The organism is Bowmanella denitrificans (assembly GCF_039522935.1).
Classification (GTDB): domain Bacteria; phylum Pseudomonadota; class Gammaproteobacteria; order Enterobacterales; family Alteromonadaceae; genus Bowmanella; species Bowmanella denitrificans.
This window is the reverse complement of the sequence record NZ_BAAAEI010000028.1, coordinates 37,936-63,797: the sequence shown is the minus strand read 5'-3', so window position 1 is coordinate 63,797 and position 25,862 is coordinate 37,936. Positions and strand designations below refer to the sequence as shown.

Sequence of the window (25,862 nt, the reverse complement as noted above, 5' to 3'; positions counted from 1 at the left end):
TCTTATCTGCCACAGGCAAGGATAACTTGCTGATATTGAGGCAAGGTTTCTGCCAGACGATTCTGCTCAGCCAGAATTTCAGCTAAATCTTCGTCACTGGTCAGGGGATTGGCCAGCACTACGCGAAATACATTGATAGCCTGTTGAGGATAGGCCTGGATCTCCAGCCTGGTTCTGGACACAAAGGAATGCCCGGATTCTCTTTGGTGTTTTTGAATGGCAACCGTTAATTCATCAAGTAGCGGGTTTATGCTGGCTGCCAGATCCGGATTGGCCTGTAGTTTGTCCTGCACAACCTGCGGTACTAAACGGTATGTCAGCAGGCACAGTACCGGTGCCGTTGTGAGCTGAAAATTGCCATGTTTTTCAATCATATCTGCAAATCGCTGAGCTTTTTCCAGACTTTGGTCAATCAGCAGCTCGTAGCCACTGCGCCCAAGAATATGCAAGGAAGCGTACAGCATCATCGCCATACCATTTCGCGAGCCTTCCAGGCTGGTGGCTCCCAGGTCTTTTGAGCCATGGCGCAGAATATACTGGGCATGGTGGCGCACCTGATTGCCTGCGTCAGGGTCTTTAAACAACACCATGCCCGCGCCCATGGGGACATACATTTGCTTATGGGCATCCAGGGTCACCGAATCGGCTCGTGCTATGCCTTTGAGCAGTTTGCCGTGACGCCGGGAAAAAAGCGTTGCACCGCCCCAGGCTGCATCTACATGTAAATGACAGCCCAGCTCTTCAGCCACATCGGCCAGTTCATCCAGGGGATCAATATGGCCGGTTTCGGTTGTGCCGGCGATAGCGGTAATTGCTAATACCTTGCCACCCTGTGCTTGTATGGCGATACCTTCTTTCAGGACCAGAGCCGGGTCCAGAGTCTGATCAGGGCAGGGTAGGGCGATCAGGCTATTGCGACCTAAGCCCAATACATCCACTGCCTTACCTAAGGAGTAGTGGCCTCGCCTGGAGGTGATGACGGATAAGCTGTTGTAGCCATATTCCTGCATTCCGACAAGCAGGCCGTCCTGACTAATACCGCGAAATGTGCCCCTGGCTTTCAGCAGGCGATTGCGGGCAACCCAAAGTGCGGTGATATTGGCGATGGTGCCGCCGCTGCAAAAACTGCCAAGGCTATGGCCGGCGTTGTGCAGAAACTGCTGATAGAAGTCCGGCTCATGATTAAAGATTAAACGGTGAATCATGCCCAGCACCTGACGTTCCAAAGGGGTAAACGCCTTGGAGGTTTCAATCTTCACCAAATTCTGATTCAGCCCGACCAACAACTTGGACAAGGTCAGGTGAAAATAAGGCAGGGCCGAGGTCATATGGCCGATAAAACGCGGTGAATAGGTGTTTACCGAATGTGCTACCAGTTTATCCAGCAGTTGCTGGGCATGTTCAGATACAAACTGCGGTTGCTCGGGCAGGAGCGACTCACTGAAGTCCTGCTCAATATCTTCCAGTGAGCGGGGGCTGGCGACTACATGACGGGATAAAAAATCGGCAAGATTGTCGGACAGGTGCTGTTCAATTTGCGCCAGCTTTGAGTCCTGGCCTTCCGGCTTGGTAAATACGCGATACAGATGAGCCAGACTGGCTTGGGCATTTGTCACTGACATTCTCAATTGAACCGTCCGGTGGCGGACTTTACCTCTTTTCCGCTGCTTCGTCACCCGCCAGACTTCCTGTGTATGATAAATCGGTTACAACCTAAGCGGTCACTGCTATATTCAGACAAGCGCACTGAGAAGAACAATTGCATGCGAATTAAAGAGATAGCCGGATTATTTGATATTGAGCGCATCGTGCCGTATTTCCAGCCCATTATGGACTTACAGCACCATGCGGTGTGGAGTTACGAATGCCTGGCAAGGTTGGTCACCGATGATGAGCGCACCTTCCTACCCAGCGAATTCCTGTATCTGGTGGAGCGGCACCAGTGTTTTGGGGAACTGAGCCAGCGTATTTTTTATCGCTGCGCCAGCTACTTTCGTAACAACAATATGGCATTTAGTATCAATATCAGTCAGCAGGATATTATCGAACCGGGTTTTGCCAAGTTTCTGGCTGAATTTCTGGATGATTATCCGGATCCCAGCCGTGTAACTCTGGAGTTGATGGCCTCTACGGCCTTTGATTTCCGGGATGACTTTTTGTCTTTTCTGGCTATTTGCAAAACCTTGAATGTGCGTTTATTTGTCGACCATTTCGGGGCTATATCCAGCAATATCACCAGTATTCTCGATTTGCCCATTGATGGGGTCAAAGTGGATGGTGCCCTTATCAAGCAGATGGTTAAGCATCAGGAAGCAATGGATTTCGTTGGCTACCTGAATGAATTGGCTGAGCAGCGGGGTGTTGCAGTGATTGCCGAGCATATTGAGGACAAAACCGCTCTGGAAGCGGTACAAGGGCTAGGCATTCGTTATGGGCAGGGTTTTTATTTCAGCCGTCCTCAGGCATACCTGAACTGAGCACTTTAGTTGACAGATGTAAATAAAATGTAGCAGTTAATCAAGCGGCCTCTGGTTGACCAATTTGGTTAGGTTAAGGTACTTATTCGTTGCAGCGAATCAAATAAAAAAGGACGTGCCCCATGCAAGATCATGCCTGTGTTCCCCTTAGCGATTACCAGGAATTTTCTCCTGAAGAAATGCTCAATCGGGCTAAAACATTTTATGCCAGTTGCCAACGCCGCCATACCATCCGCTCATTTTCTGATCGGCCTGTCAGCCGGGAGTTGATTGAAACCTGTATCCGTGCTGCAGGTACCGCGCCAAGCGGGGCCAATCACCAGCCCTGGCACTTCGTTGCCATTCAGGACCCGGATGTAAAGCGGCAAATTCGCCAACAGGCCGAAGCCCTGGAAAGTTCTTTCTACGCTGGGCGGGCAGGTGAGGAATGGCTGGGCGCGTTAAAGCCCCTGGGTACCGATGCACATAAACCCTATCTTGAAAATGCCCCCTGGTTGATCGCCATTTTCAGCCAGAAGCGCGGCGGCATTCATGCCGAAGATAATCAGCTGAATTACTATGTGCATGAATCCGTAGGCCTGGCCACCGGCTTTTTGATTCAGGCCCTGCACCAGGCAGGTTTGGTTACCCTGACGCATACCCCCAAACCTATGAGCTTCCTGACCGAAGTCTGTCAACGCGATGCAGATAATGAACGACCCTATATGTTGTTAATTGCCGGTTATCCCGCCCAAGACGCCACTGTGCCCGAACACGCGCTGGTGAAAAAATCTTTGGATGAGATTGCGACCTTTATTTAGTGGAACCTGCGATGTCCATGAGTATCCAACAAGTCAGCAAAGATTCCTTATCTGAGGTGTTAGGGCTATATGCTCAGCCTGACTTTGACAAGGACGTGCTGAGCCTGGAACAGGCGCAGCAACTCTTTGAGCGGATGGCCAGTTACCCTGACTATAAACTCTACCTGGCCCGCCAGGCCGGACAAGCGGTGGGGACATTCGCGCTGTTAATTGTGGATAATCTGGGGCATCAGGGCGCTAAGTCAGCCATTATTGAAGATGTGGTTGTGGCCGATTCACATCGGGGCCAGGGCGTTGGCCGGGTGATGATGCAATACGCATTAGAGCTTTGCCGCGAAAAAGGCTGTTATAAGGCCATGCTTTCATCCAGTTTGCGCCGTGAAAAGGCGCACGAGTTCTACAAAAACCTTGGTTTTGTACAGCATGGTTACAGTTTTTTGATTGATCTTGTAAGCCCCCCATCTTTGCCATCTGAGTAATTCTATGTCTCGCTAAGGCAACAGGTCCGTTGATATGTCTTAGCGAGCCTTGCCCCGCTGCCTTAGCGTCTCAGCGTAAGCGCATTTCTGTTAACTGAAATTCCGGTATTTCTGCTAGTCTGCGGCCGCTTATCTACGCATTGCGCGTTTGAGCTGCCTTGCTATCCGCTCTAACAAGAAATTCCTGCCTTAAGTTGTTTAATGTAAAAATAACGCAGCTAAAATGTTAAAAAAGGCTGTACAAATATCTTGCTGTGTGACTAAAGTGTATACAGAAGCAGGGTTAAACCGGTCAGATTTGCCGAACCAACCCCAGAAATAAGAAATAAAACATTTATAAAACAACAGGTTGTTGAGGTGGAAGATGAACGGAAACAAACCGGGAACTAAATACTCACTTATCTTGGCAGGCTTAGCGACGGCAGGCTGGCCACTGACATCCCTGGCGGATGTTGCGCAGGATCTGGAAGTCAGTGCGGCTAATGAGGCGGTAGAGAAAATCACCGTGACGTCTTCAAGACGGGTGCAGAGTATTCAGGATGTGCCGGCTGCGGTTAGCGCCGTTAACCCCGATGAGTTTGTGAGAAGCGGTCTGACCTCAATCAGTGATGTCATCGGCTATACCCCTGGCTATCAGGTGATCAGCGAAGGCGGTCAGCGCGGGCGGGGTTCAATTACTGCCCGTGGTGTCAGTCAGTTGGGAGGAACCGCGGTAACGGCGATTTACATTGACGATGTACCACTGACCAGTAACAGCAGTTTCGCCAAAGGTAACAGCTTGTTTTTCGATGGTTTGTTAGGTGACGTGGAAAGGGTGGAACTGATTAAAGGGCCGCAGGGAACCTTATTTGGTGCCACAGCTATCAGCGGTGCCATCCGTTATATCAGCCGCGAGCCAGCCTTGTTTGACGCCAGGGGGGCGCTGACGGCAGATATGTCTGCTACTAAAGGCGGCGGCATCAATAAACTGTATCGCGGCTTTTATAGTCTGCCACTGGTGGAAGACCGGCTGGGCATCACCCTGGCTGGTTTTTCCGCTGATGATGCCGGTTATGTGGATCAGGTAGATGCACTAACGGGTGACGTCATACGGGAGGATGCCAACCATGGGGACAACTATGGCTACAGTGCAGATGTGCTGTTTGATGCCACTGATAAACTCAGCCTGCGTATCAAGGCATTAAAGCAAAACTCGAGTTTTGGCATGGGCTCGGCGGTGAATATTGCCGGACTGGATAAACAGGAAATGTACGGCAAGCTAACCTCAAACCGTACCTTTGGTGATGAAAATACCTCTCAGCGCATGTTGTCGGGCAGCCTGGAATATGAAATGGAAGGGGCGGTTGTCAATTTCACCAGTAGTTATGTGAAATACACCAGCGGCCTGGCGCAAGATGGTAAACCCTTATATGCCCCCATTATCGAACAGTTGACTGGTATGACGCCGGGGAGTATCGATACTGTGCCGGTCACTGTGGATGTGGAGTCAAAAAAGACCACGCATGAACTGCGGATCACTTCTACCGCACAAGGTAAACTGGAATGGATTGCGGGCTTATATCTGGCCGATGAATCCACCCAGAACCAACAAAAAATACTGGCATTGCCAGCAGAAATCGTCGGCTTACTGGCGGCCTTCCCCAGTGATTACAAGGAAATGGCGGCCTTTGGTAACCTGACTTACTATCTGAGTGATGACTTTGATCTGACCCTCGGCATGCGCTACGCCGATACCGAACTGGCTTTGAATTATCTGCGCGATGGGCTGCTGATTGGTGCCAGTGAAGACCTGACCCTGCCAACCGCGGAGGCAGATATTCAGACCTATCTGCTGACCGCCAGGTATCGCCCGCATAAAGATATGTCCCTGTATGCCAGAATAGCCAGCGGCTATCGTCCTGCATCTGCCAATCTGTCGATTAATCACCCTGTAACCGGGCAACTGTTGTCGCAACCGACAGTGGATCAGGACAATTTATGGAGTTATGAAATCGGTGCCAAGGGAGATTGGGCCGATGGTCTGTTCAGCTATGACGCGGCCCTTTGGTATATCGATTGGCAGGATTTCCAGGCCTACGCCTCCTTTTTTGGTTTGCGTACCCAAGGCAATGCCCGAGGCGGGGTAACGGCCAGAGGCTTCGAAGGGGCGCTGACCATCAGCCCCAGTTCCAGCTTTACTATCAAAACGTCTGTGGCCTACAGCAACAGTACTTTAAATGAAGACGAGCCCAGCTTGTTTGCTCTGGCCGGTGCGGATTTGCCCGGCGTGCCGCGCTGGAGCTTGTCGTCCATTGCCAGATATGAGTTTGATCTGTCCCGCGACACTTATGGCTGGGTAACGGCCGGGGTAAGGTATCGCGACAGCTTCCCTTCGGCGTTTAACAATGGCGACCCGACTAACCCAACGATCAATCTGGACAGCGATAACACACTGTTGGTGGATATGAGCGTGGGAATGGCGTGGCAAGATTTGGTGCTGAACCTGTATGTGAATAATCTGCTGGACGCCGATGACTATGCCAGCTTCAACGCCCAGATGATTCCCGGTACAGGCAATATGGATATCACCGGTACCCCTGTGGAGCCGCGCACTATAGGTCTGTCGGCCACGTATTCATTCTGATGTTGTATTTTCCGGAAGAGAGCAGGGTATGAACCAAATAACCAATGTGCAGCTAAAAACCCCTTATCTGGTTTTTCTGGGGGATGTCACCGAAATGCTCTATGCCAAGACTGGTGCGGGTATAGTGCAATGGTGTCCAGAGGCCGTGGTGGGGCAAATTCGCCTGCCGGGCTGCAGTATCGATCTTGGCGTGCCCGAGCTCAGTATTCAGAATGCGGTGCTGGCCGGAGCGCGCAGTTTGATTATTGGTGTTGCCCCTATGGGCGGCGGTATCGGCGCTAATTGGAGCAAAGTACTGAATGAAGCAGCGGCCATGGGCATGGACATTGTCAGTGGTCTGCATACTGACCTGGCAGAAACCCCTGGGTTGGTAGAAACCGCCAGTGCCTCTGGTGCGGCCCTGATTAATGTGCGCCGGGCGCCACCACGCTTACCTATTGGCACAGGTGAAAAACGCACTGGTCTGAGATTGCTGACGGTGGGCACAGACTGTGCGGTGGGAAAAAAATACTCCGCTCTGGCATTGGTTAAAGCGATGCGAGAGCAGGGCATGCAAGCCACATTCAGAGCTACAGGCCAAACCGGTATTATGATTGCCGGGAGCGGTATTCCGGTGGATTCGGTGGTGTCAGACTTTATCTGCGGTGCTGCTGAAGTGATCTCCCCCGCCAATCACAAGGAACACTGGGATGTGATTGAAGGTCAGGGCTCTTTGTTTAATCCGTCCTATGCCGGTGTCAGTCTCGGTCTGCTGCATGGGTCACAGCCTGATGCCCTGGTAGTTTGCCACGACGCCACCCGCACACAAATCAGTACCTGTAAGCAATATGAGTTGCCATCTATCCGTGAATGTATCGCGTTGAATCTCCAGTGCGCGCGCCTGACCAACCCCAAGGTCCGCTGTGTAGGTATCTGTGTAAATACTTCCGGTCTGGCGCCGCATAAAAGAACGGCATATTTACAGGCATTGACACAGGAAACGGGCCTGCTTTGTGTCGACCCACTTACCGATGGCTGCGCCTCCATAGTGGATGAGATTCAACGGGTTTGGCATGGTCAGGCCGAACTGGCATGATGCTGCTGAGGCAAGCCAGCCGGTGCAGTCAGGGAGGAAGCGATGATTAATTCGGGCAGGATACGAAACCTATTGCAGTGCTATTTTTTGCCAGGATTGGTCTTTCAGTCGGTGATTGTGGGTGGCGGCTATGGTACCGGGCGGGAAATTGCCGAATTTTTTCTGGTGCATGGCCCGGTTAACGGGCTACTGGGCATGTTGGTAGCCGGCCTGTGTTGGAGCGTTGTGCTGGCTATTGCATTTGAGTTTTCCCGCCTCACCCACAGCCATGATTACCGGCGCTTCTTCAAACAACTGCTGGGGCCAGGTTGGGTACTGTTTGAGTTGATCTACTTGCTAATTGCCCTGTTGGTACTGGCCGTGCTTGGCTCTGCGGCAGCGAAGATGGTGACCGATCTATTTGCTTGGCCGGGTATTTGGGGCACGCTGATATTGCTGGCCTGTATAGGCTTGCTGGCTTATCTGGGAACCCGGGTGATAGAGCGCGCGCTGACGTTCTGGTCGGTACTACTGTATCTGGTGTATGCCGGTTTTCTGCTTTGGGTTGTACATGATTTTGGCGGCGATATTGCGGCCTCTTTCAACAGTGAACCAAACACAAGTACCATCTGGTATTGGGACGGAGTGCGCTATGCAGCCTACAATCTTAATGCCCTGGCTGCCGTATTGTTTGTGACCCGCCATTTGCACAGTCGCCAACAAGCTTTGGGGGCCGGCGCCCTGGCCGGCGTAATTGGTATAGTGCCGGGCATCTTTGTGTTTATAGCGATGCTGGCCCAGTATCCACACATTATCAGTGCGCCGGTGCCGGTCACAGCGCTTTTGCAGGGGCTGGGCGCTATATGGTTCTTTGTGGTGTTTCAGCTTATTTTGTTCGGCACTTTTGTGGAAACCGGCGCAGGAATTATTCATGCAATAAATGAACGGGTTGCTGGTGCTTTCCAGGAACGGCATAAAACCTTACCCAAAACTTACCGGTTGGCTATTGCCCTGGGGTGCTTAAGCCTGGCCATGTTGCTGGCTGAACAGTTTGGTCTGATAACGCTGATTGCCAAGGGCTACGGTATGCTGTCCTATGCCTACCTGGCGGTGGTTATCCTGCCCTTGCTGACCTTCGGACTGGTGCGTATTTTGCGAAGTCCCAAGACCCGGGCTAAAGACCAAAAGACTCAGACCAGCAGATCCTGGGTATAGAACTGCTTGTGTGAAAATATGGCGTTTAAAATACGCTCCTCGGTCTGGGCAATCATATCCTGAACCTGCGCCTGAATGGCCCTGGGTTCGTCACCCTTGATGAGATCCAGCAAGCTGTTTTGTTGATCACCAGAGTAGGGAAAAGATTGGCGGGTTTTAATATACAGCCAGTAAATGCGCATGGCGGTGTCTTCCAGTTGCCGAACCCAGTCATTCATTAACGGGTAGCCAGCCGGGGCACAAAAAGCCAGATTGATTTCCTTGTTGATTTTTAACAGCTGCAGAGCGGTTTGGTCGTCTTTAACCGGCAATAAGCCCTGAATTCTTTTGTTCAACTGGCGAATATGCTCGATATCAATCTTGGCGCCAGCCAGAGAGATGACTTCGGGCAGCAACATTTTACGTAAGGTGAAATTTTGCCGGATTTCCAGCAAAGTCAAAGGTGCAACCTGAGTAATTCGCGGTGACAGGGAAACCAGAAATTGTTGTGCAATCAGCCGTTCTATCAGGTTTCTGGCAATAGTGCGGCTGATGCCGAACATGTCACTGAGAATATTCTCAGACACCTTGTGACTGGGCGGCAGCGCCTGGGTCACTATGGCGTCCATCACGATATTGTATGCCTCAGTGGCATCGTTAATTTTATTTTTGTCCATTTGTGTGCATTGACCTTGGTTGAGGCTCAAAATTAATACACCAGCTGACCCATCTATTCAAGCGATAGAGCTACTGATTGCGGAGAATGTTGATGATTTCCCGTGTTTTGTACAGCCATATATTGTAAAAAGGCTGTTAAATTGATTTGTCAAGCGATATGGTGTTTCTTTCTGGCCCTGTGGGCAGTAACTAAACACAATGGAGTAAAGGATGAAAAAGTGGCAAATATCGGCTCCTCTGGGATTAATATTGGTCGCCCTGATTTTTGTGCTGGGTATGCTGTGCTCCGTCTATCAGCTGGTTTCTGCTGGTAAGGAGATAAATCGCAATGCTCTGTGGCTTAACACCAATAATGGCGGCATAGACGAATCCTTTTATCTGCAAATAAATGGTGTACGCCAGTATATCCGGGTCCGTGGCAGGGACTTATCGAATCCGTTGTTACTGGATTTACATGGTGGTCCTGGTGGCGCTTTTACACCGTTATCACACCGTTTATTACTGCCTCTTACCGAGTATTTTACCGTGGTGGAATGGGACCAGCGGGGGGCCGGACGCTCTATTGCTGATAATCAGGCCGCCAGCGTGACAGACTATGCCACTATGGTCGAGGACGCAGTCGCCGTGATGGAGCATGTAACCCAGCGTTTTGGACAATCTAAACTGGTGCTGGTGGGGCATAGTTGGGGCAGCATGCTCGGTCTTGGCGTTGTTGCTAAACGTCCTGATCTGGTGTCTGCCTATGTGGGCGTTGGGCAGGCACTGGGCTGGAAGTCTGGATTTGAAGGCAGTCGCAGGCAGATGATGGTGCTGGCTGAAGAGCAAGGGGATATAGACACCTTTAACGCCCTGGAGGCGCTTAGCCAGTGGCCGGACGCCGACCAAGGAATGGCGCATATCCAGGCCATACAACAATATGTACCCCGCTTTGCTGGTTCTATTTATGCGTTGCGTGACCCTACCGATGACTTTCGCACCCATTTGACTCTGGATGCGGTATTGTCACCGGATACCAGCATCGGTGAACTGCTGAGTTTTATCACAAATTCCGAGCCTTCACTGGCAACCCGGCAACTCATTCGTGATCTTTACCACTATGAAATAGAGTACCCGCAACATTATGTTTTTAGCGTGCCGATGTTTATTTTTCAGGGCGAGCGCGATCTGCAAACCCCTACCTACCTGGTTAAAAACTGGTTCGAACAGGTCGAATCCCCGCATAAAGAATATGTTGCATTCCAGCATTCCGCCCACTTTGTGATTAATGAAGAGCCAGGCAAGTATTTATATAGCTTGCTAAGTAAGGTCAGACCTATGGCCTTGCAGCCAGTTTCAGGTAGCCAATCGATGGATTGAGCGGGCAAAACCCTTCCATAATGAAAATAAAGCAGCCTAAATATGTAAAAAGGCTGTACAAAAGATGTTGCGTACGGTTAAAGTGTAACCAGTCCGACTGCCACAGACAGCCATCGCCAGGTTGTTGTCTGAGACGGACAGGCCGGACGGCAGGCATGTGAAGCTGGACCCTTGACACCTGGCATGCCGTTCGGCCACCCCACAAAGTGTTGGAGAAAAATAATGAAAACAGTGAGAAACACGGAATATCCACTTAGCCGACGCGCTTTTCTTAAATCTGGTCTGGCCGCCGCTGTTGCGGTTCCTATGCTGAATTTGGGCAGTTTCAAGGTCTTTGCGGCCAGTGAATCCCGCTACAGTGCCAAGGTGATTGAATTAGTTCAAAGCACGCAGGTCTTTGATATGTTGTCGCTGATGGCGCCGCTTGGGCAGACCATAAAGGCCGCCACCAGCAAACAACCCAAACTGGAAGATGGCTATGGCCTGGATGAAAAGTATCTGCGCCTGATTTTGTCCAGTGGCACCGATGTATTTCATCCCGCGGTGGGAGTGGGAGCGGATGAGGCGTTAGCGTTTGTGGCCCGTTTGAATGCCTTGGCGGCCGAGCATCCGCAGCATTTGCAACGCATCGATAGTATCAGCGATCTGCACAATCTGAAAAAAGGCCAGCGGGTGGGTTTTATTGTTGGCACCCAGAATTCAGATCATTTCCGTAGCCTGGATGATATTAACCAGTTTTACACCCTGGGGCAGCGCATCAGCCAGCTAACCTACAACAGTCGCAACCTGATTGGCACTGGTTCTACCGACCGTAACGACGGTGGCCTGAGCAGCTTTGGGGTGGATGTGGTGCAGCGCATGAATGCGCTGGGCATGGCGGTGGATGTGAGCCATTGCGGCGACCAAACCACCTTGGATGCCTTCGATGTGTCCACTAAGCCGGTACTGATTACACATTCCAATGTGCGTGAGCTTGCCGGAGGCCATATTCGCTGCAAGTCGGCCGAGGCGATCAAAGCCATGGCGAAATCCGGCGGCGTCATGGGTATTACCGGTATTCGCCAGTTTGTCAGTCATCGCGAGCCCACCAATCTGGTCAGCATGATTGATCATATTGACTATATCGCCAGGCAGGTGGGGGTGGAATACGTCGGCGTAGGGTCGGATATGGACATGGATGGCTATGATGACATTCCTGCGCCCTTTTTGAATATGTTGAAAGCCCAGTATAAGTCCAGTTATGCCTTCAGAGACAAGCTGGACACAGACGGTTTTGACCATCCCAAGCGGATCTATGACCTGACCGATGCCTTGTTGCGTCGCGGTTATGGCGAGGCGGACATCCGCTTGATCCTGGGCGGCAATTTTAAACGGGTGCTGGGTGAAATCTGGCAAGCCTGAGCCAACATTGGAGTCAATCGTTATGACGTTACAGCGCATTATTCTGCTTAATCTCCTGGCCGGGCTCTTGTTCACCCTCAGTGTTCAGGCACAAACGGCATTGGATATTAATGATCCTGCTGTGGTCGAAGCCTTTGTAGACGGGGCTGTTAAGCCCACCATGGAACGCGCCCATAACCCCTCCGGGGTGGTGATGGTGATGAAAGACGGCAAAATTATTTTTGCCAAAGGCTATGGTTACATAGATCTGCAAAAGCGCATTCCTGTGGACCCTGACACCAGTCTGTTCAGGCCTGGCTCGATCTCCAAACTTTTTACCTGGGTGGCGGTAATGCAGCAGGTTGAGCAGGGAAGGTTGGACCTGGATACGGATGTAAACCGCTATCTTAAGTCATTTCAGATCGAGGACAGCTGGCCTGGTCAGCCGGTAACCCTGCGCCACATCATGACCCACACCGCTGGCTTCGAAGACGGTGGGTTGGGCTATTTGATTGTTGACGACCCTGAGCGCCTGATGCCGCTGGCCGAATCTTTGGCCAAATATCAGCCACAAAGAGTCAATCCCCCTGGTATGCATACGGCTTATTCTAACTGGGCAACCGCGCTGGCCGGGCTGATTGTACAAAACGTTTCCGGCCAACCCTTTAATGACTATGTACAGAGGCATATTTTTGCTGTGCTGAATATGCAACATTCCAGTTTTGCAGAACCTTTGCCAGTGGATTTGCAGCCGCATATGGCCAAAAACTATAAGTACAACCCCCGTGGTGAGCAGGAAATCAGTTATGAACTGGTGAGCAACTTTGGCCCGGCCGGGGCGATGGCTACCACCGCGCTTGATATGAGCAAGTTTGCCGGTGCGTTGTTGAATGACGGTGAATTTAACGGACGTCGTATTCTGCAGGCAGATACCTTGCAACGTATGCTGGATGACGGCTTTAGCCATGATCCACGGGTACGTGGCATGGGACTGGGATTACTGCTACGCCAGTATGGTGCCGACGGCCTGGATATATACGGCCATGATGGTGCGACGCTGATTTTCTTCTCGCATTTTGGTTTGTCCAGGCAAGAAAATCTGATGTTGTTTACGTCCTTTAGCGGCTCGCCTGGCGGCCCTGAACCCCACAAAGCCCTGGTGAAATCCTTCTATGACGTCTTTTTTCCGCGAGCGGTTGCGGCGATTCCACCCCCGGCGGATTTTGCCGGGCGAGCAGACAAATATATCGGCACTTACCATAGCTGGCGCAATAACTATAGCCAGGCGGAATCCCTGCGTCGCATGCTTGGCGAAACCAAAGTCGCGGCATTGGATGACAACACCTTGCTGATTGGTGATAAGCGCTACGTGGAAGTGGACCACAACCTGTTCCGACAGCTAGATGGTTATCAGCAGATCGCGTTTCAACAGGATGCGGATGGCAGCATTAGCGGGTTTGTGGTGGATGGCATGGGGGTGGCGCAAAGTTATAAAGCGCCACTACAAGACACCCTGAATTTTAATCTGCTGTTGCTGGCGTTGTGCCTGCTTATCTTCTGCAGTGTGGTGCTGCGTCTGGTGTATCAGTGGCGTCTGTGGCGCAGCCAAACGGGTATCGAATATCGTGCCTGGCTGGCGTCTGCTGGATTAGCCTTGAGTAATCTGTTGTTTGTTATTCTGTTACTGACGGCCTTAACCACTGAGTTGCCGGAGCTGATGTTTAACCTGCCAACCTCTTTTATTTTGGCGTTATGCTTCCCTATCTTGGCGGTACCGCTGCTACTGGCCCATGCTTTTTATGCAGTGCAGATTTGGCGCCATCGCCTGTTGGCTGGTAGCTGGGCTCGCATCCGCTATAGCCTGGTAACGCTGGCTGGGTTCGCCATGTTGTGGTTTTGCCTGCACTGGAACCTGCTGGGGTTCCACTATTATAGCTAGCCGGATATATGAAAATCATACAAGTTGATATTGCCAATCTGGATGTGCCGATTCGTCATGCAATCAGTACCCCACGCGGAACTATCACCGCTGCGCACAATGTGGTGGTGAAGCTGACCACCGACAGCGGCATTTATGGTTGGGGGGAAGCCAGCCCCTTCGCAGCTATTACTGGTGACAGTCAGCAAAGCAACTATCTGGCAGCCACACAACTGGCGGAGATTTTACTGGGGCAGGATGCGCTGGCTATAGAATCCAGGGTAGGTGAGCTGTTCAATGCAACCTGTGGTGAGCCTTCACTTGTCTCTGCCTTTGATATGGCATTCTATGATATCGCCGCCAAGGCGGCCGGTATGCCGCTATACCAGTTTTTGGGTGGACAATTGCGGGAATTGCGCACCGATATGACTATAGGACTGCAGACTAGCGTGGCTGATACTCTGGCGCAGGCGCAGGAAGTGCTGGCGGCAGGATTTGTTGCTATCAAGCTGAAGGTGGGGCGCGATGGCCTTAAGGATGTTGAGCACGTAGCGGCAGTACGGGAACTGGCTGGTGCTGATATTGCTATCCGTATTGATGCCAATCAGGGCTGGGATCTGCCCACCGCGCTGGCCAGCCTGCGCGCCATGCAAAGCCTTAACCTGGACTATGTGGAACAACCGCTGGCGGCCTGGAATGTGAGGGGACTGGCAGAGCTCAGGCAGCGACAATCCATTCCTGTTTGTGCCGATGAAAGCCTGTTCAGTCATATTGATGCGCTTAATCTGGCTCATATGGCCGCGGCCGACTATCTGAATATCAAGCTAGGCAAGGCCGGGGGAATTTTTACTGCTCTGAAGATAAGTGCGGTGGCCGAAGCCGCAGGACTTAAATGTATGATTGGTTGTTTTGCCGAAAGCCGTCTTGGCGTGTCGGCGGCCGCCCATCTGGCTCTGGCCAGGGGCAATATCCATTTTATCGACCTGGATACCGCGTATCAGTTCCGGCAGGACCCCATCCGGGGCGGGGTGCATTACGCAGAACAACATGGCGGGCTTATGCAGATAAGCGACCGCCCTGGCCACGGTGCCGAGGTGGACGAAAGCGGCTTACGAACCCCGTATTGCATTCGTTTATAGGCCGTCAGGGCAGCTCCACCTCTAATTGCCAGCTTTGCTGGCCGCTGGCCCAGTACTTGCGTTCAAAGGGGGTCATCGGGTGTTCGGCCTGATAGCACTCAGGATTGGCCTTGATACCGGCAATGCCAAGGGCCAGGGCAAATTCTTCAATATACAAAGGCCAGTTACTGCGCACTGTCAGGGTGCCACCCAGTTTGAGAATATCGGCAAAGGAGGCGCCGCCGTGCCAGCGTCTTTTGACATGCATCGACTTGGGCCAGGGATTGGGGTAGAGCAAAAAATGCCTTTGCAGGCGCCAGCCGGCCTGATGCGCTAAACGCCAGAAATCATTGAGGTCGGCGCGCAGCACCAGGTAGTTGTCTTGATCCACCGCATAGCCGCGTTCATGCTTGGCGGTACGCAGCGCCGATTTGTCGATGCCAATGACTTTGGCTTCGGGGTAAAGGCTGGCAATTACGGCCGTGCTTTCACCTACCCCGCAGCAGGAATCCAGGATCAGTGGTCCCTGCCAGTTATCCAGCCAGGTCTGAGCCTCGGCAAAGGCATCCAGAGTATGTTGATTGAAAGGCTTTTGCGAGTCGCTGGCCAGGTGCCGTCTGACCAACTCTTCCAGCTTCTCGTGAGGCCCGCTCTGGTTACTGGTAACGACTTTTGATTCACCCATCAACTGCGGATCCCCACGCCTTTATTGATCAGATGCCAGGCGGTGGCGAATAACGCCAGGTTAAATCCGACTAATACTGCCAGGGATGTGCCAATGCCCACATCGGACACGCCCAGAAAGCCATAGCGAAAACCGTTAACCATATACACAACCGGATTGGCCTTGCTAACCCACTGCCAGAATTCAGGCAACAAGGTGAGTGAATAAAATACCCCGCCCAGATAGGTCAGGGGGGTCAGCACAAAGGTGGGGATAACACTGATATCATCAAAGGTTTTGGCATACACGGCATTCACCAGCCCCGCTGCGGCAAACAAGGTGGCGGTCAATACCAGCGTCGTCACCAGCATCACTGGATGGTGAATCTGAATATCCACAAAAAATAATGACACCAGGGTAACAATCAAGCCAACCAATAGTGCGCGTGCCACGCCACCACCAATAAAACCGAGAATGATAATCCAGTTAGATAAAGGCGCAACCAGCAACTCCTCGACATTGCGCTGGAACTTAGCGCTAAAAAACGAAGAGGAGACATTGGCATAGGCATTGGTGATCACCGACATCATGATCAGGCCGGGAACGATAAACTCCATATAACTGAAGCCGCCCATCTGGCCGATGCGGTTACCTATCAGGTTACCAAATATCACAAAGTACAAGCTCATGGTAATAGCTGGTGGCACCAGGGTTTGTACCCAGATGCGCAGGAAACGCGTGCATTCTTTGCGCCACAAGGTTTTCAGGGCGGTAAACTGCAAATTAGCCATGTTGAGCCTCCCCGGGAGTCACCTTTTGTGCACGACCATCTTCCACCAGGCGCACAAACAATTCTTCCAGTCGGTTGGATTTGTTGCGCATGCTCAGTACCTGAATGCCTTGCTCGGAGAGCTGACTGAATACGCCATTCAGCCCCGTGGCCTTAGGGACATCCACTTCCAGCGTATGGTCATCTGCCTGGCGGAAGGTAAAGCCTTCCAGGTGGGGCTTGAGACTATTGGCAGGCAAATCAAGAATAAAAGTTTCAATATTCAATTTGGCCAGAAGCCCTTTCATGCTGGTGTTTTCGATAATACGCCCTTTATCAATTATGGCGATATTGCGGCACAGCATCTCCGCCTCTTCCAGATAATGGGTGGTGAGAATGATGGTGATACCCTGACGGTTTATGTCCTGCAGAAAGGTCCACATGGAGCGACGGATTTCAATATCTACTCCGGCCGTGGGTTCATCCAGGATCAGCACTTTAGGCTCGTGCATCAAGGCTCGGGCAATCATTAACCTGCGCTTCATGCCTCCAGACAAAGTGCGTGCAGGCATATCGCGCTTTTCCCACAGATCCAGTTGCTTGAGATACTTTTCCGCACGTTGCACGGCCACATGACGCGGCACACCATAATAGCCGGCCTGGTTGCACACTATCTGCAACAGGGTTTCAAATTGGTTAAAGTTAAATTCCTGGGGGACTAAGCCAATATGAGACTTAGCTTTAACCAGGTTTGTATCCATATCATCGCTGAACACCGCGACCTTGCCTGCGGATTTATTGACCAGGCTGGCAATAATGCCGATGGTGGTGGATTTCCCGGCTCCATTTGGGCCAAGCAGGGCGAAAAAGTCGCCCTCCTGAACTTCCAGATCTATACCTTTAAGGGCCTCAACGCCGCCTCGATAGGTCTTACGCAGTCCTTGGATTTGTAACGCTTTTTGTTTAGTCATGCTGTTCCTGTTGGAGTGAGCAGGATTGCGGGATATGGAAATCGTTAAGTTGAGCAATGATTGGGACAGCAGGCTGAGTTTTCAACCTTATTCAGGCCAATTGCGCTATTTAGCGTTCAACAAAGCATCTCAACCGGTTGTTTAACACAAGGCAAAGAGGATTTCAGGTATTTGGTATAAGCTGTACGGGAATGGCATCAAGGAAATAGGGAATGAAAAAACTGTTAAACCTCGGTCGGGTGATACTGGTTCTGAGCTTGCTGGTAGGCCTGGTTGTGGTGTTTATCTGGAACGTTGACAGAGAGCGGGACAACGCCATCGCTGACAATATCAGCAAGCTCAATAGCCAGGTTAATCTGCGTGCCGAGCAGTTACAGGAATCGGTTGACGGCTATAAACGCAATACTTTGTTTCTTGCTTCCGTGCCACCCGTGCAGGGCTTGGTCAGGGCGGCGCAAAATAATGGTCTGGATATTCAGGAAGACAGTACCAGCGACAGATGGAAACGTCGTCTGACGCAGATTTTTACCGGCTTTATGCAAAGTCACCCGCTGGTCTTGCAAGTTCGTTATGTTGGTGTGGCAGATAACGGTCGGGAGTTGGTGAGGGTAAATAGAACCCCGGACGGTCTGCAAGTGGTTGGTGAATCAGAATTGCAAAGCAAGGGGCATCGCGAGTACTTTCAACACACCTTGAGATTAAAGCCTGGCCAGCTTTATGTGTCTGAGATCAATCTTAATCGTGAGTTTGGCCAACTTGAGGAACCCTATCGGCCGACCCTGAGAGTTGCCACCCCGGTTTGGGACCACAACAACCAGCCTTTTGGCATGATGGTATTAAACATCGACGCCAGCAGCTTACTCACTGTGATGGCTGAAGATGTACCTTCAGGTAAAACCCTGTATCTGACCAACGCCAGGGGGGACTTTCTGCTTCACCCTGACAGCGCTCGACGTTTTGCATTTGAGTTTGACCGCCCTTGGCGTTGGTCTGATGAATTCAGTGCCGGTGAAGTTGATTCCGGCCAGCAAACCGTATTTCGGGAAGGAGAAGGCTTTTTCCTGGTGCAGAAAACCATCCAGTTAGGATCAGGGGACAGTGAACAGAACGTACTTGCCAGTATGCTGTTTGCGAAAACTACAGTGAATCGTGATGCGTCGCTGGCCACGGGCAAGTTGTTTGCCGGCATGTTTGCCGGTATGGCTGTCATTGGTGGTTTTGTATTGCTCTATTGGCTTAACTTGCAACAGCGTCGGCAGTTACATCGCCAGCAAGGCCGATTGGCAGCCATTGTCACCAACAGCCAGGATGCGGTGGTCAGTGCCACTCTGGAAGGCAAGGTCACAGATTGGAACCTGGCCGCTGAACGTATTCTTGGATTTCAACGAGACGAAGTGCTCGATAAAGACTATTTGCAGTTACTTGTGCCTGAAGACAAGTTGGATGAATCCCGCCGCACTCTGGAAAAAATTAGACAAGGTAAAGTGGTATTGCCTTATGACACGGTACGCCTTCGTAAAGACGGTAGTTTGGTGGATTTGTCCGTCTCTGTTACCCCTGTGTTAGAAGAAGGTCGGGGAATTGTCGGGGTGGCGGCCATTATGCGGGATATTGGCCGACAAAAAGCCGTGGAGCGCCAGATACAAAAATTAAATGAAGAGCTGGAACAGCGGGTTGCCAGTCAGACCGCTGAAATTACCGAAATACACCGGCTACAGCAAGCCGTACTCAGCCAGGCTGGCTATGCAGTCATTGCTGCGGACCCCAAGGGTGTGATTGTGATGTTTAACCCGGCAGCGGAAAAAATGCTGGGGTATAAGGCAAAGGACATTATAGGTAAAAATACCCCGGCTATTTTTCATCTGGAAAAAGAAATTGCCGAGCGAGCCAGAACATTCTCCGCCGAACTGGGAGAGCAGATAGAACCTGGTTTCGAAGTGTTCATTTGTAAATCAAAAAAGGGGCTGGCAAATGTCCATGAATGGACCTACGTCAGGGCGGACGGCAGCCAGTTTCCTGTTCAGCTTTCTGTTACCTGTTTGTACGACGATAAAGGCAATATCACTGGGTATCTGGGGATGGCATCGGATATCAGCCAACAGGTCGCGGCGCGGGCAGAATTGCAGCATATGCAGGAGCATCTCCTTAAAGCCGTAGAGGTGGGAGAGTTGGGGGTGTGGAACTGGGATGTGGCCAGCGATAGTCTGGAATGGAACGAGCAGATGTATCGTATCTACCAATTGCCTAAGTCCCACGTTCTGAATTACAAGACCTGGCATCAGGTGTTACACGAAGATGATCGGCAAATGGCCATAGAGAGCCTGACTGAAGCGTTGGCAGGCAACGGCACCTTTAATCCCGAATTTCGCATTATCCGGCCCAGCGGTGAGGTGCGTATTGTTCAGGCGTCGGCCGCCATGGAGTGGAATGACCGCGGGGAAGTGGTGCGCGTAGTGGGGATCAACCGGGATGTGACGGTACAGCGCACCTATGAACAAAAACTGCAGGCCGCCAGACTGGAGGCCGACAGTGCAAACCGTGCCAAGTCGGCATTTTTAGCCAATATGAGCCACGAAATTCGCACACCCATGAACGCGGTGTTAGGGCTGCTACAACTGCTGGGTAAAAGCCAGCTCGAAACCCGTCAACTGGATTATGTTAAGAAGGCCGAATCCGCTGGCCGTCTGCTGTTGAGTATCCTCAATGACATCTTGGATTTTTCCCGGGTGGAAGCGGGCAAGCTGGAACTGGACCCACAGCCCTGTAATCTGGACACCATGTTGGTGGAGGTTGGCGCAATTGCTTCAGCAGATATTGGCGATAAAAATCTGGAAATTCTCTTTGATATCTGCGCCGATATCCCTAAACGTGTGGTGCTAGACGGTTTGCGCTTGCAGCAGATTCTGATCAATCTGGCGGGTAACGCGGTAAAGTTCACCCAGCAGGGGGAAGTTAGATTGTCCCTCAAAATTATTGAGCGCCAGGATGAGCAGTTACAACTCGAATTTCGGGTAAAAGACACAGGTATCGGCATCGCCAAGGCACAGCTTCCACATATTTTTGACGGCTTCCGCCAGGCTGAGAACTCTACAGCAAGGCGTTTTGGTGGTTCCGGGCTGGGACTGGCCATTAGTCAGCGCCTGGTGCAGCAAATGGGCGGGCAGTTACATGTAGAAAGTGAAGCTGGCAAAGGCAGCGAGTTTTCTTTTTCCTTACCTTGTACGTTGGCCGAAGAACGCGATTTACATAATTTGCCAAAAGACCTGAAAGTGCTGGTGGTAGACGATAATGCCAGTGCCCGGGAAGTGTTATGTAAGATGGTGGCGTCTTTCGGCTGGCGGGCTGACAGTGTTTCTCAGGGCGATCAGGCCATCAGCCAAATGGCGAAAGGGGGCCATTCTGCGCCTTATGACTTATTGCTGATGGATTGGGACATGCCGGGTCTGGATGGCTGGGAAACCTGCGAATGTATCGGTGCCATGTATCCACCTGACAAGTTGCCTTTGATCATTATGGTAACAGCCCATGGCAACGAACTGACTCAGCAAAGAGGTCGAACTGACAATGGAATGATTCATGCCCATTTACACAAACCTGTGACACCGTCCATGTTATTGGATGCTGTTGCTGATGCCATGGGGAAAACGGCCAGGCTGGGCACACAAATCACCGCCGGAGTGCCCAGACTTAAAGGTGTGAGTCTTTTGCTGGTGGAGGACAATCCAACCAATCAGCAGGTTGCAACTGAACTGCTGGAACTGGAAGGGGCCAAAATTCAGGTAGCGGGCAATGGCCAGCACGCCGTGGACATTTTGGCCGCTCGTCGGGATGATATTGATCTGGTGTTGATGGATATCCAGATGCCGGAAATGGATGGTTATACGGCGGCAAGGGAAATTCGCCAGACTCTGGTGATGACAGACCTGCCTATCGTGGCGATGACCGCCAATGCGATGGAATCGGACAGGCTAGATGCATTAAATGCCGGTATGAACGATCACATCGGCAAACCTTTTGAACTGGATAAGCTGGTTACCACCATACAGCGAAATTTAGTTCAGGGCAGTCACCAGCCTGAGTCTCAGCCGTCGCCCATTATCAACGAAACAATCAGGCTGGATAGCCAGTCAGCCATACGGCGTCTGGGCAATAGTCAGCAGATATATGCTAACGCGGCAAGAAACTTTCTGAAGGAAGCGCCTGATTTAGTGGCGCAACTTCCTCTGCAGCGTCCAACTGACAGCGCCATTGAGTCGGCTGATTTGATACACAGTCTAAAAGGCATGACGGCCATGCTGGGGGCTAATGCGTTGGCCAAGATTTGCAGTCAATTAGAGACCCTGCTGCGTAAGAATTTGGAAGGTGATTATCCGGCCTTAGTCACCAGCTTAAAGCAGCAGTTAGAGCAGTTATACCCGCTACTGGCGAAATGGGCCGATTCCGCACAAGAGCAAGGCGCAAGTCAGCATCTTGAACCCGCGCAGTTATATGATGGGCTAAAAACGTTGGAAACATTGCTTGAAGGTGCCGATATTGATGCACTATCGGCTTTTGAGAGTTTGCGGGCAGAGCTGTTGATATTGTTACCCACAACGGCAAAAGACCTGGCGCAGAGTATGGAAAGCATGGACTTTCCAGCCGCCCTGGCACATTGTCAGGACGCCCTGGATAGCTTGCAAAAGCACAGCAATAAGAGTGCCGGCAACTCGCTGAGTTAATAGGGACTAATGGCAGAAAGCCTGATGGTGCGGCCGATTACCTGCTGACCGTTCACATCCCGCAAGCCAAAATGGATAACAGGATCATCGGCCTGCCAATCGATTTCAAGAAACCCATAGTTGACCTCATGGGTGAAGTCGCCCTGGCGGTGTTGATTGGGGCTGACGGCTTTCCACTTTTCGGTTAATCCTGAACTGGTAATTTCCCACAGCGGGTAATCCAGGCCCTGTTCCACCAGGGACAGCTCTCCCCAATGAGTATCACCGCTAACAATCATAACGCCGTTCAGTTTTGCTGTGCGGATTAAGCGCAGCAGTCTATTGCGGTCAGCAGGAAAATTTGCCCAGGCCTCCCAGCCGGTAAATTGCGGCAGCAGTTGCAGACTGGAGGCAATAATGCGTATGGCGGCGGGCTTCTTCAGTTCCTGTTCCAGCCATTGCCATTGATGCTCGCCCAGCATACTGGCGTTATTTTCCTGGTTTTGCTGGTAGGGGCCCATATTGGCTGGTTTGCGCTTACTTTCATATTCGCCCTCACTAACATGGGGAAGCGCCGCGCGGTTCCAGCGTAGATCCGGCATTATGACGCGTATTATCTGTTGGCCCTGGCCCTGGCCATAGGTGTAGGAGGTATAGATACCGTCTGATTGACGTCTGCGCGGGGAATCCATCGGCTCCTGCCAGAAGTCCAGCATAATACGCCGGGAGGCTTCTTTCATGGGGTACTCGCGCCCAGCATCGTTTTCGCCATAGTCATGGTCATCCCAAATAGCGATTAGCGGTGTATTGGCGCGTAGCTGTTTAAATCCGGGATTATTGCCAAGCTGCTGATATTTGGCTGCAAGTAGGGCCATGTCTTCGGTATCACCATATATGTTGTCACCCAGGAACATAAACAGGTCGGCCTGCTCAGCATTGATGGCATTCAGTATCGGTATGGGTTTGTCCTGTTTGGCACAAGAGCCGAACAGGATCTTTGTCGGCGCCCCGGCGCTTACCTGGCAACTTAGCAGTAAGGTGAAGCAGAACAATATGGGCTTGTACATTGGTGCTCTCCGTAAATAAAAAAGTGCGCCATAAAGGCGCACTCAAAGGTAATCCCAACGACTTTAGAAGTTTGCTGTCAGCGTCAGAGACGCGGTACGCGGTGCACCAATAAAATAGGTGAATCCGTCGGTGGTGCCTGAACCCAGATAGCGTTTGTCCAGCAGGTTGGTGACGACAAAGGCGACATCCACAGAGGAAATCCCTTTGATACCCACATCCAGGTTATAACCTACGTTCAGATCAACCAGAGTGTAGCTGTCTACCTTGTTGCGCTGCTGCGGATTGTTCAGAATGTCCAGATAGCCACCGGTGCGACCACCAGTATATTTGGCGGACAAGCCACCACGCAGGTTACCCGAGAAGTAATCCAGGCTCAGGGTCAGCATGTCTTCTACGGCATCGATGACATCAGTATCGGCCACTACCTGAACTTTGCGTTCGGTGACTGTCTGACCGTCCACTTGTTTGGTGGTCGTGGTTTCCACCGTTTCTGTGTACTCAGAACGATTCAATGTGTAAGAACCATACAGGCTCCACTGATCATCGAAGCGGTAGGTGGCACTCAGTTCCAGACCCTGTGACTCAATACCCCCTTCATTTCTAAAGGTACCATCGCCCTCATCGTACACAATACCGCCGATAGCGGCACCCGGCGGGATATTGACAATACGGTCTTCAAACTCGATATGGTAGAGGGTGGCAGACAAGTTCAGGTTATCGGCTCGGTAGCGTAACCCCAGATCAATATTGTCGGCGGTTTCTGGATTCAGGTCTGACACATCAACACCAGCTTTCTCCATCACCTGATCGCTGATAGCAGAAAAATTCTGGCTGAAACCTGCGAAGGCTTCCAGTTCATCGGTAAGCTGATATACCCCACCCAGGCTGAACAGTACATCTGAATCACTATCCAGTTTTGTGCGCGTATTGGCAAAGCGGTCATGCTTCTCGATTTCCACATTGAACTGCTGAACACCCAGGTTCAGGGTCAGTTTGTCGAAATTAATCGTGTCCTGGATGTACCATTTAAAGGTATCAGTAACGTAATTATTGTCGTATTGAATCCAGTATGGGGTCTTATCAAAATGATGATAAACCTTGGCATCTATGACTTTGTGCCAGTCGCGGGATTCATCACGATCAGATCTTTCAAACCAGAAGCCTGCCAATAGATCATGGTTGTCCAGAGTTAGCTGATATTTACCCACAGTACCAGTACGGTCCTTGGCATAATGAGTATGACGATAAGACATCACCGGAATGGCGTCATCCGGGTAGCAGGATGGATGTAAAGCTGCACCGGAATCCCAAGGCCAGCTATAGTTGGCGGTGCAGCCCGCAGCCGGTGTTAATGGGTTACCTTGTTGATCGGTAAAGCCATATTGGGTGTTGGTGCCACCCTTGTTGGTCGGGTTACCATCTTTGTCTACTACGATATTCAGGTAAGGCGGGATCCAGTCACCGCGACCTTTCATCTTGTGATAGTAAGGCGTCATACTGAAGTTGCTGGTCGCCGACAGGTTGTAGTCAAAACGCAGGTAGGCAAAGGTGTTCTCGCGCAGAGTCGACCAGCCTTCGGCAAACATCTGGTCATAATGAGGAATACCAGTCCAGTTCCAGGTTAACTGATCCCAGTCCGGGTTTTGTGCGAATTGGGCCTTACTGATGGCATTGTAGTTGTCTTCTTCCACATCATCGTAGGACAAACGGCCTGTTACACTCAGGTTGCCCCAGTCTGAGACAAACTTGGTTTCAAAGTGGCTACGCTCGGCACCGCCATTTGAGCCTTCGCCAATCCAGCGGCTGTTAGAGGTGCTTGAGTAGCTGACATAGGCATAAGTATTGTCAAAGATTTCACCACTGTCATGACGGACAAAATAGCGGCTGGCGTCGTGGTCGCCGTTGCTGTAGGCAAAGGTGGTACCCTGACGACGAGCCGGGTCGCGACTGACGAAGTTGAATGTACCGCCTAAGGCGTCAAGTGACGCAGAAGAAATATCAGATGTGCCCTGTGCCACTTCAACCGTCGCCATGTTCTCGGCATCCATATAACGGTTGGGCTTTGAGCCACCACCATAAGTGGAGCCACCGTTTGGTAAACCGTCTATGGTCATACCCAATTGCTGTTGACTACCAGTACTGGCAAAGCCACGCATAGTGATGCTGGTAGACCAGTCGTCACCACCAAATGCATCGCCTTCATTAATGCTGATGCCCGGCAGGTTATCAATTACCGCCAGCACGCTGGTGGCGGGGGCCTGCTGTTGAATCATTGACGCATCGACCAGGTTGTTGGCATAAGAAATTTTCTTACCAACCACAGATACTTCTTCTATCATGGTCTGGGCTGCATCGTCGGCGGCAACCTGAGCAGACAGGCCGCCAAGTACAGCCAGACTGATCAGGCTCAAAGATGGAGTGCGCATTATTGGTAATCCCTAATTTTGTTTGTTGAGGTTGTGCTTGAAGCGCGAAAATTATGGGAAGCCAATATGACAATTGGATTAATGTTAATTGAACGTTTAATTAAAATAAAACTTCTGTTTAATTATTGCGCGGTTAAGCGATAGAAGTTCTTCGCCGGGATTGTCTGAACCGTTCAATCATAGGTAAGCT

General features: G+C 51.3%; 18 protein-coding genes. 11 read left to right on the top strand and 7 right to left on the bottom strand.

Annotation, left to right across the window (positions count from 1 at the left end; genetic code table 11):
- Positions 1-2: 2 nt before the first annotated feature.
- Complete coding sequence (panP, locus tag ABD028_RS20655) at positions 3-1,616, bottom strand: pyridoxal-dependent aspartate 1-decarboxylase PanP (RefSeq protein WP_343847300.1); 1,614 nt, start codon at positions 1,614-1,616, stop codon at positions 3-5.
- A 147-nt stretch (positions 1,617-1,763) separates the two neighbouring features.
- Here panP and ABD028_RS20650 point away from each other — a divergent pair, with 147 nt between their 5' ends.
- The 6 genes from ABD028_RS20650 to ABD028_RS20625 all read left to right on the top strand — a co-directional run bounded on the left by ABD028_RS20650 (position 1,764) and on the right by ABD028_RS20625 (position 8,648).
- Entirely contained in the window at positions 1,764-2,477 is a 714-nt protein-coding gene (locus tag ABD028_RS20650; RefSeq protein WP_172449463.1) for an EAL domain-containing protein, read from the top strand.
- Positions 2,478-2,599: 122 nt separating this feature from the next.
- Entirely contained in the window at positions 2,600-3,277 is a 678-nt protein-coding gene (locus ABD028_RS20645) for a nitroreductase family protein (protein ID WP_343847299.1), read from the top strand.
- An 11-nt stretch (positions 3,278-3,288) separates the two neighbouring features.
- The gene (locus ABD028_RS20640; protein WP_343847298.1) at positions 3,289-3,756 is read left to right on the top strand and encodes a GNAT family N-acetyltransferase; all 468 of its coding nucleotides are present in this window, start codon (positions 3,289-3,291) and stop codon (positions 3,754-3,756) included.
- Positions 3,757-4,120: 364 nt separating this feature from the next.
- Positions 4,121-6,379, top strand: coding sequence for a TonB-dependent receptor (locus tag ABD028_RS20635; protein WP_343847297.1), 2,259 nt, complete (start codon positions 4,121-4,123; stop codon positions 6,377-6,379).
- Between the two features lie 28 nt (positions 6,380-6,407).
- Entirely contained in the window at positions 6,408-7,454 is a 1,047-nt protein-coding gene (locus tag ABD028_RS20630; protein WP_343847296.1) for an N-acetyltransferase DgcN family protein, read from the top strand.
- 42 nt (positions 7,455-7,496) lie between these two features.
- Entirely contained in the window at positions 7,497-8,648 is a 1,152-nt protein-coding gene (locus ABD028_RS20625; RefSeq protein WP_343847295.1) for a YkvI family membrane protein, read from the top strand.
- Here the strand turns inward: ABD028_RS20625 and ABD028_RS20620 are convergent.
- Positions 8,624-9,304: a GntR family transcriptional regulator gene (locus ABD028_RS20620; protein ID WP_343847294.1), complete on the bottom strand. Its 681-nt coding sequence runs from the start codon at positions 9,302-9,304 to the stop codon at positions 8,624-8,626. The genes ABD028_RS20625 and ABD028_RS20620 overlap by 25 nt on opposite strands.
- Before the next feature lie 211 nt (positions 9,305-9,515).
- On the opposite strand from ABD028_RS20620, the gene ABD028_RS20615 reads away from it, so the two are divergent.
- From ABD028_RS20615 to ABD028_RS20600, 4 genes are all read left to right on the top strand, one after another.
- On the top strand, positions 9,516-10,661 hold the full coding sequence (locus tag ABD028_RS20615; RefSeq protein WP_343847293.1) for an alpha/beta hydrolase: 1,146 nt from the start codon (positions 9,516-9,518) through the stop codon (positions 10,659-10,661).
- Positions 10,662-10,883: 222 nt separating this feature from the next.
- Entirely contained in the window at positions 10,884-12,062 is a 1,179-nt protein-coding gene (locus ABD028_RS20610) for a dipeptidase (RefSeq protein WP_343847292.1), read from the top strand.
- Positions 12,063-12,084: 22 nt separating this feature from the next.
- The gene (locus ABD028_RS20605) at positions 12,085-13,980 is read left to right on the top strand and encodes a serine hydrolase domain-containing protein (protein ID WP_343847291.1); all 1,896 of its coding nucleotides are present in this window, start codon (positions 12,085-12,087) and stop codon (positions 13,978-13,980) included.
- Between the two features lie 8 nt (positions 13,981-13,988).
- Positions 13,989-15,098, top strand: coding sequence for a mandelate racemase/muconate lactonizing enzyme family protein (locus ABD028_RS20600; protein WP_343847290.1), 1,110 nt, complete (start codon positions 13,989-13,991; stop codon positions 15,096-15,098).
- A gap of 4 nt (positions 15,099-15,102) precedes the next feature.
- Here ABD028_RS20600 and trmB read toward each other — a convergent pair whose 3' ends face one another.
- Genes trmB through ABD028_RS20585 form a run of 3 tightly spaced genes read right to left on the bottom strand, consistent with a single transcriptional unit; the run spans position 15,103 to position 17,481 of the window.
- A complete protein-coding gene (gene trmB / locus ABD028_RS20595) occupies positions 15,103-15,762 on the bottom strand; it encodes a tRNA (guanine(46)-N(7))-methyltransferase TrmB (RefSeq protein WP_343847289.1) in 660 nt (219 codons plus the stop codon).
- Positions 15,762-16,532: an ABC transporter permease gene (locus tag ABD028_RS20590; RefSeq protein WP_343847288.1), complete on the bottom strand. Its 771-nt coding sequence runs from the start codon at positions 16,530-16,532 to the stop codon at positions 15,762-15,764. The genes trmB and ABD028_RS20590 overlap by 1 nt, the downstream gene beginning before the upstream one ends.
- Positions 16,525-17,481, bottom strand: coding sequence for an ABC transporter ATP-binding protein (locus tag ABD028_RS20585; protein ID WP_343847287.1), 957 nt, complete (start codon positions 17,479-17,481; stop codon positions 16,525-16,527). The genes ABD028_RS20590 and ABD028_RS20585 overlap by 8 nt, the downstream gene beginning before the upstream one ends.
- Before the next feature lie 212 nt (positions 17,482-17,693).
- Between ABD028_RS20585 and ABD028_RS20580 the strand changes: the two genes are divergently transcribed.
- On the top strand, positions 17,694-22,199 hold the full coding sequence (locus ABD028_RS20580) for a PAS domain S-box protein (RefSeq protein ID WP_343847286.1): 4,506 nt from the start codon (positions 17,694-17,696) through the stop codon (positions 22,197-22,199).
- On the opposite strand, the gene ABD028_RS20575 is transcribed toward ABD028_RS20580, so the two are convergent.
- A complete protein-coding gene (locus ABD028_RS20575; protein ID WP_343847285.1) occupies positions 22,196-23,245 on the bottom strand; it encodes an alkaline phosphatase D family protein in 1,050 nt (349 codons plus the stop codon). The genes ABD028_RS20580 and ABD028_RS20575 overlap by 4 nt on opposite strands.
- Before the next feature lie 63 nt (positions 23,246-23,308).
- Entirely contained in the window at positions 23,309-25,672 is a 2,364-nt protein-coding gene (locus tag ABD028_RS20570; RefSeq protein WP_343847284.1) for a TonB-dependent receptor domain-containing protein, read from the bottom strand.
- Positions 25,673-25,862: the final 190 nt, after the last annotated feature.

Bases quoted from the DNA above. Each gene is read 5' to 3' on its own strand.
- ABD028_RS20650 (WP_172449463.1), top strand. From the start codon at position 1,764: ATGCGAATTAAAGAGATAGCCGGATTATTTGATATTGAGCGCATCGTG.
- ABD028_RS20645 (WP_343847299.1), top strand. From the start codon at position 2,600: ATGCAAGATCATGCCTGTGTTCCCCTTAGCGATTACCAGGAATTTTCT.
- ABD028_RS20640 (WP_343847298.1), top strand. From the start codon at position 3,289: ATGTCCATGAGTATCCAACAAGTCAGCAAAGATTCCTTATCTGAGGTG.
- ABD028_RS20635 (WP_343847297.1), top strand. From the start codon at position 4,121: ATGAACGGAAACAAACCGGGAACTAAATACTCACTTATCTTGGCAGGC.
- ABD028_RS20630 (WP_343847296.1), top strand. From the start codon at position 6,408: ATGAACCAAATAACCAATGTGCAGCTAAAAACCCCTTATCTGGTTTTT.
- ABD028_RS20625 (WP_343847295.1), top strand. From the start codon at position 7,497: ATGATTAATTCGGGCAGGATACGAAACCTATTGCAGTGCTATTTTTTG.
- ABD028_RS20620 (WP_343847294.1), bottom strand. From the start codon at position 9,304: ATGGACAAAAATAAAATTAACGATGCCACTGAGGCATACAATATCGTG.
- ABD028_RS20615 (WP_343847293.1), top strand. From the start codon at position 9,516: ATGAAAAAGTGGCAAATATCGGCTCCTCTGGGATTAATATTGGTCGCC.
- ABD028_RS20610 (WP_343847292.1), top strand. From the start codon at position 10,884: ATGAAAACAGTGAGAAACACGGAATATCCACTTAGCCGACGCGCTTTT.
- ABD028_RS20605 (WP_343847291.1), top strand. From the start codon at position 12,085: ATGACGTTACAGCGCATTATTCTGCTTAATCTCCTGGCCGGGCTCTTG.
- ABD028_RS20600 (WP_343847290.1), top strand. From the start codon at position 13,989: ATGAAAATCATACAAGTTGATATTGCCAATCTGGATGTGCCGATTCGT.
- trmB (WP_343847289.1), bottom strand. From the start codon at position 15,762: ATGGGTGAATCAAAAGTCGTTACCAGTAACCAGAGCGGGCCTCACGAG.
- ABD028_RS20590 (WP_343847288.1), bottom strand. From the start codon at position 16,532: ATGGCTAATTTGCAGTTTACCGCCCTGAAAACCTTGTGGCGCAAAGAA.
- ABD028_RS20585 (WP_343847287.1), bottom strand. From the start codon at position 17,481: ATGACTAAACAAAAAGCGTTACAAATCCAAGGACTGCGTAAGACCTAT.
- ABD028_RS20580 (WP_343847286.1), top strand. From the start codon at position 17,694: ATGAAAAAACTGTTAAACCTCGGTCGGGTGATACTGGTTCTGAGCTTG.
- ABD028_RS20575 (WP_343847285.1), bottom strand. From the start codon at position 23,245: ATGTACAAGCCCATATTGTTCTGCTTCACCTTACTGCTAAGTTGCCAG.
- ABD028_RS20570 (WP_343847284.1), bottom strand. From the start codon at position 25,672: ATGCGCACTCCATCTTTGAGCCTGATCAGTCTGGCTGTACTTGGCGGC.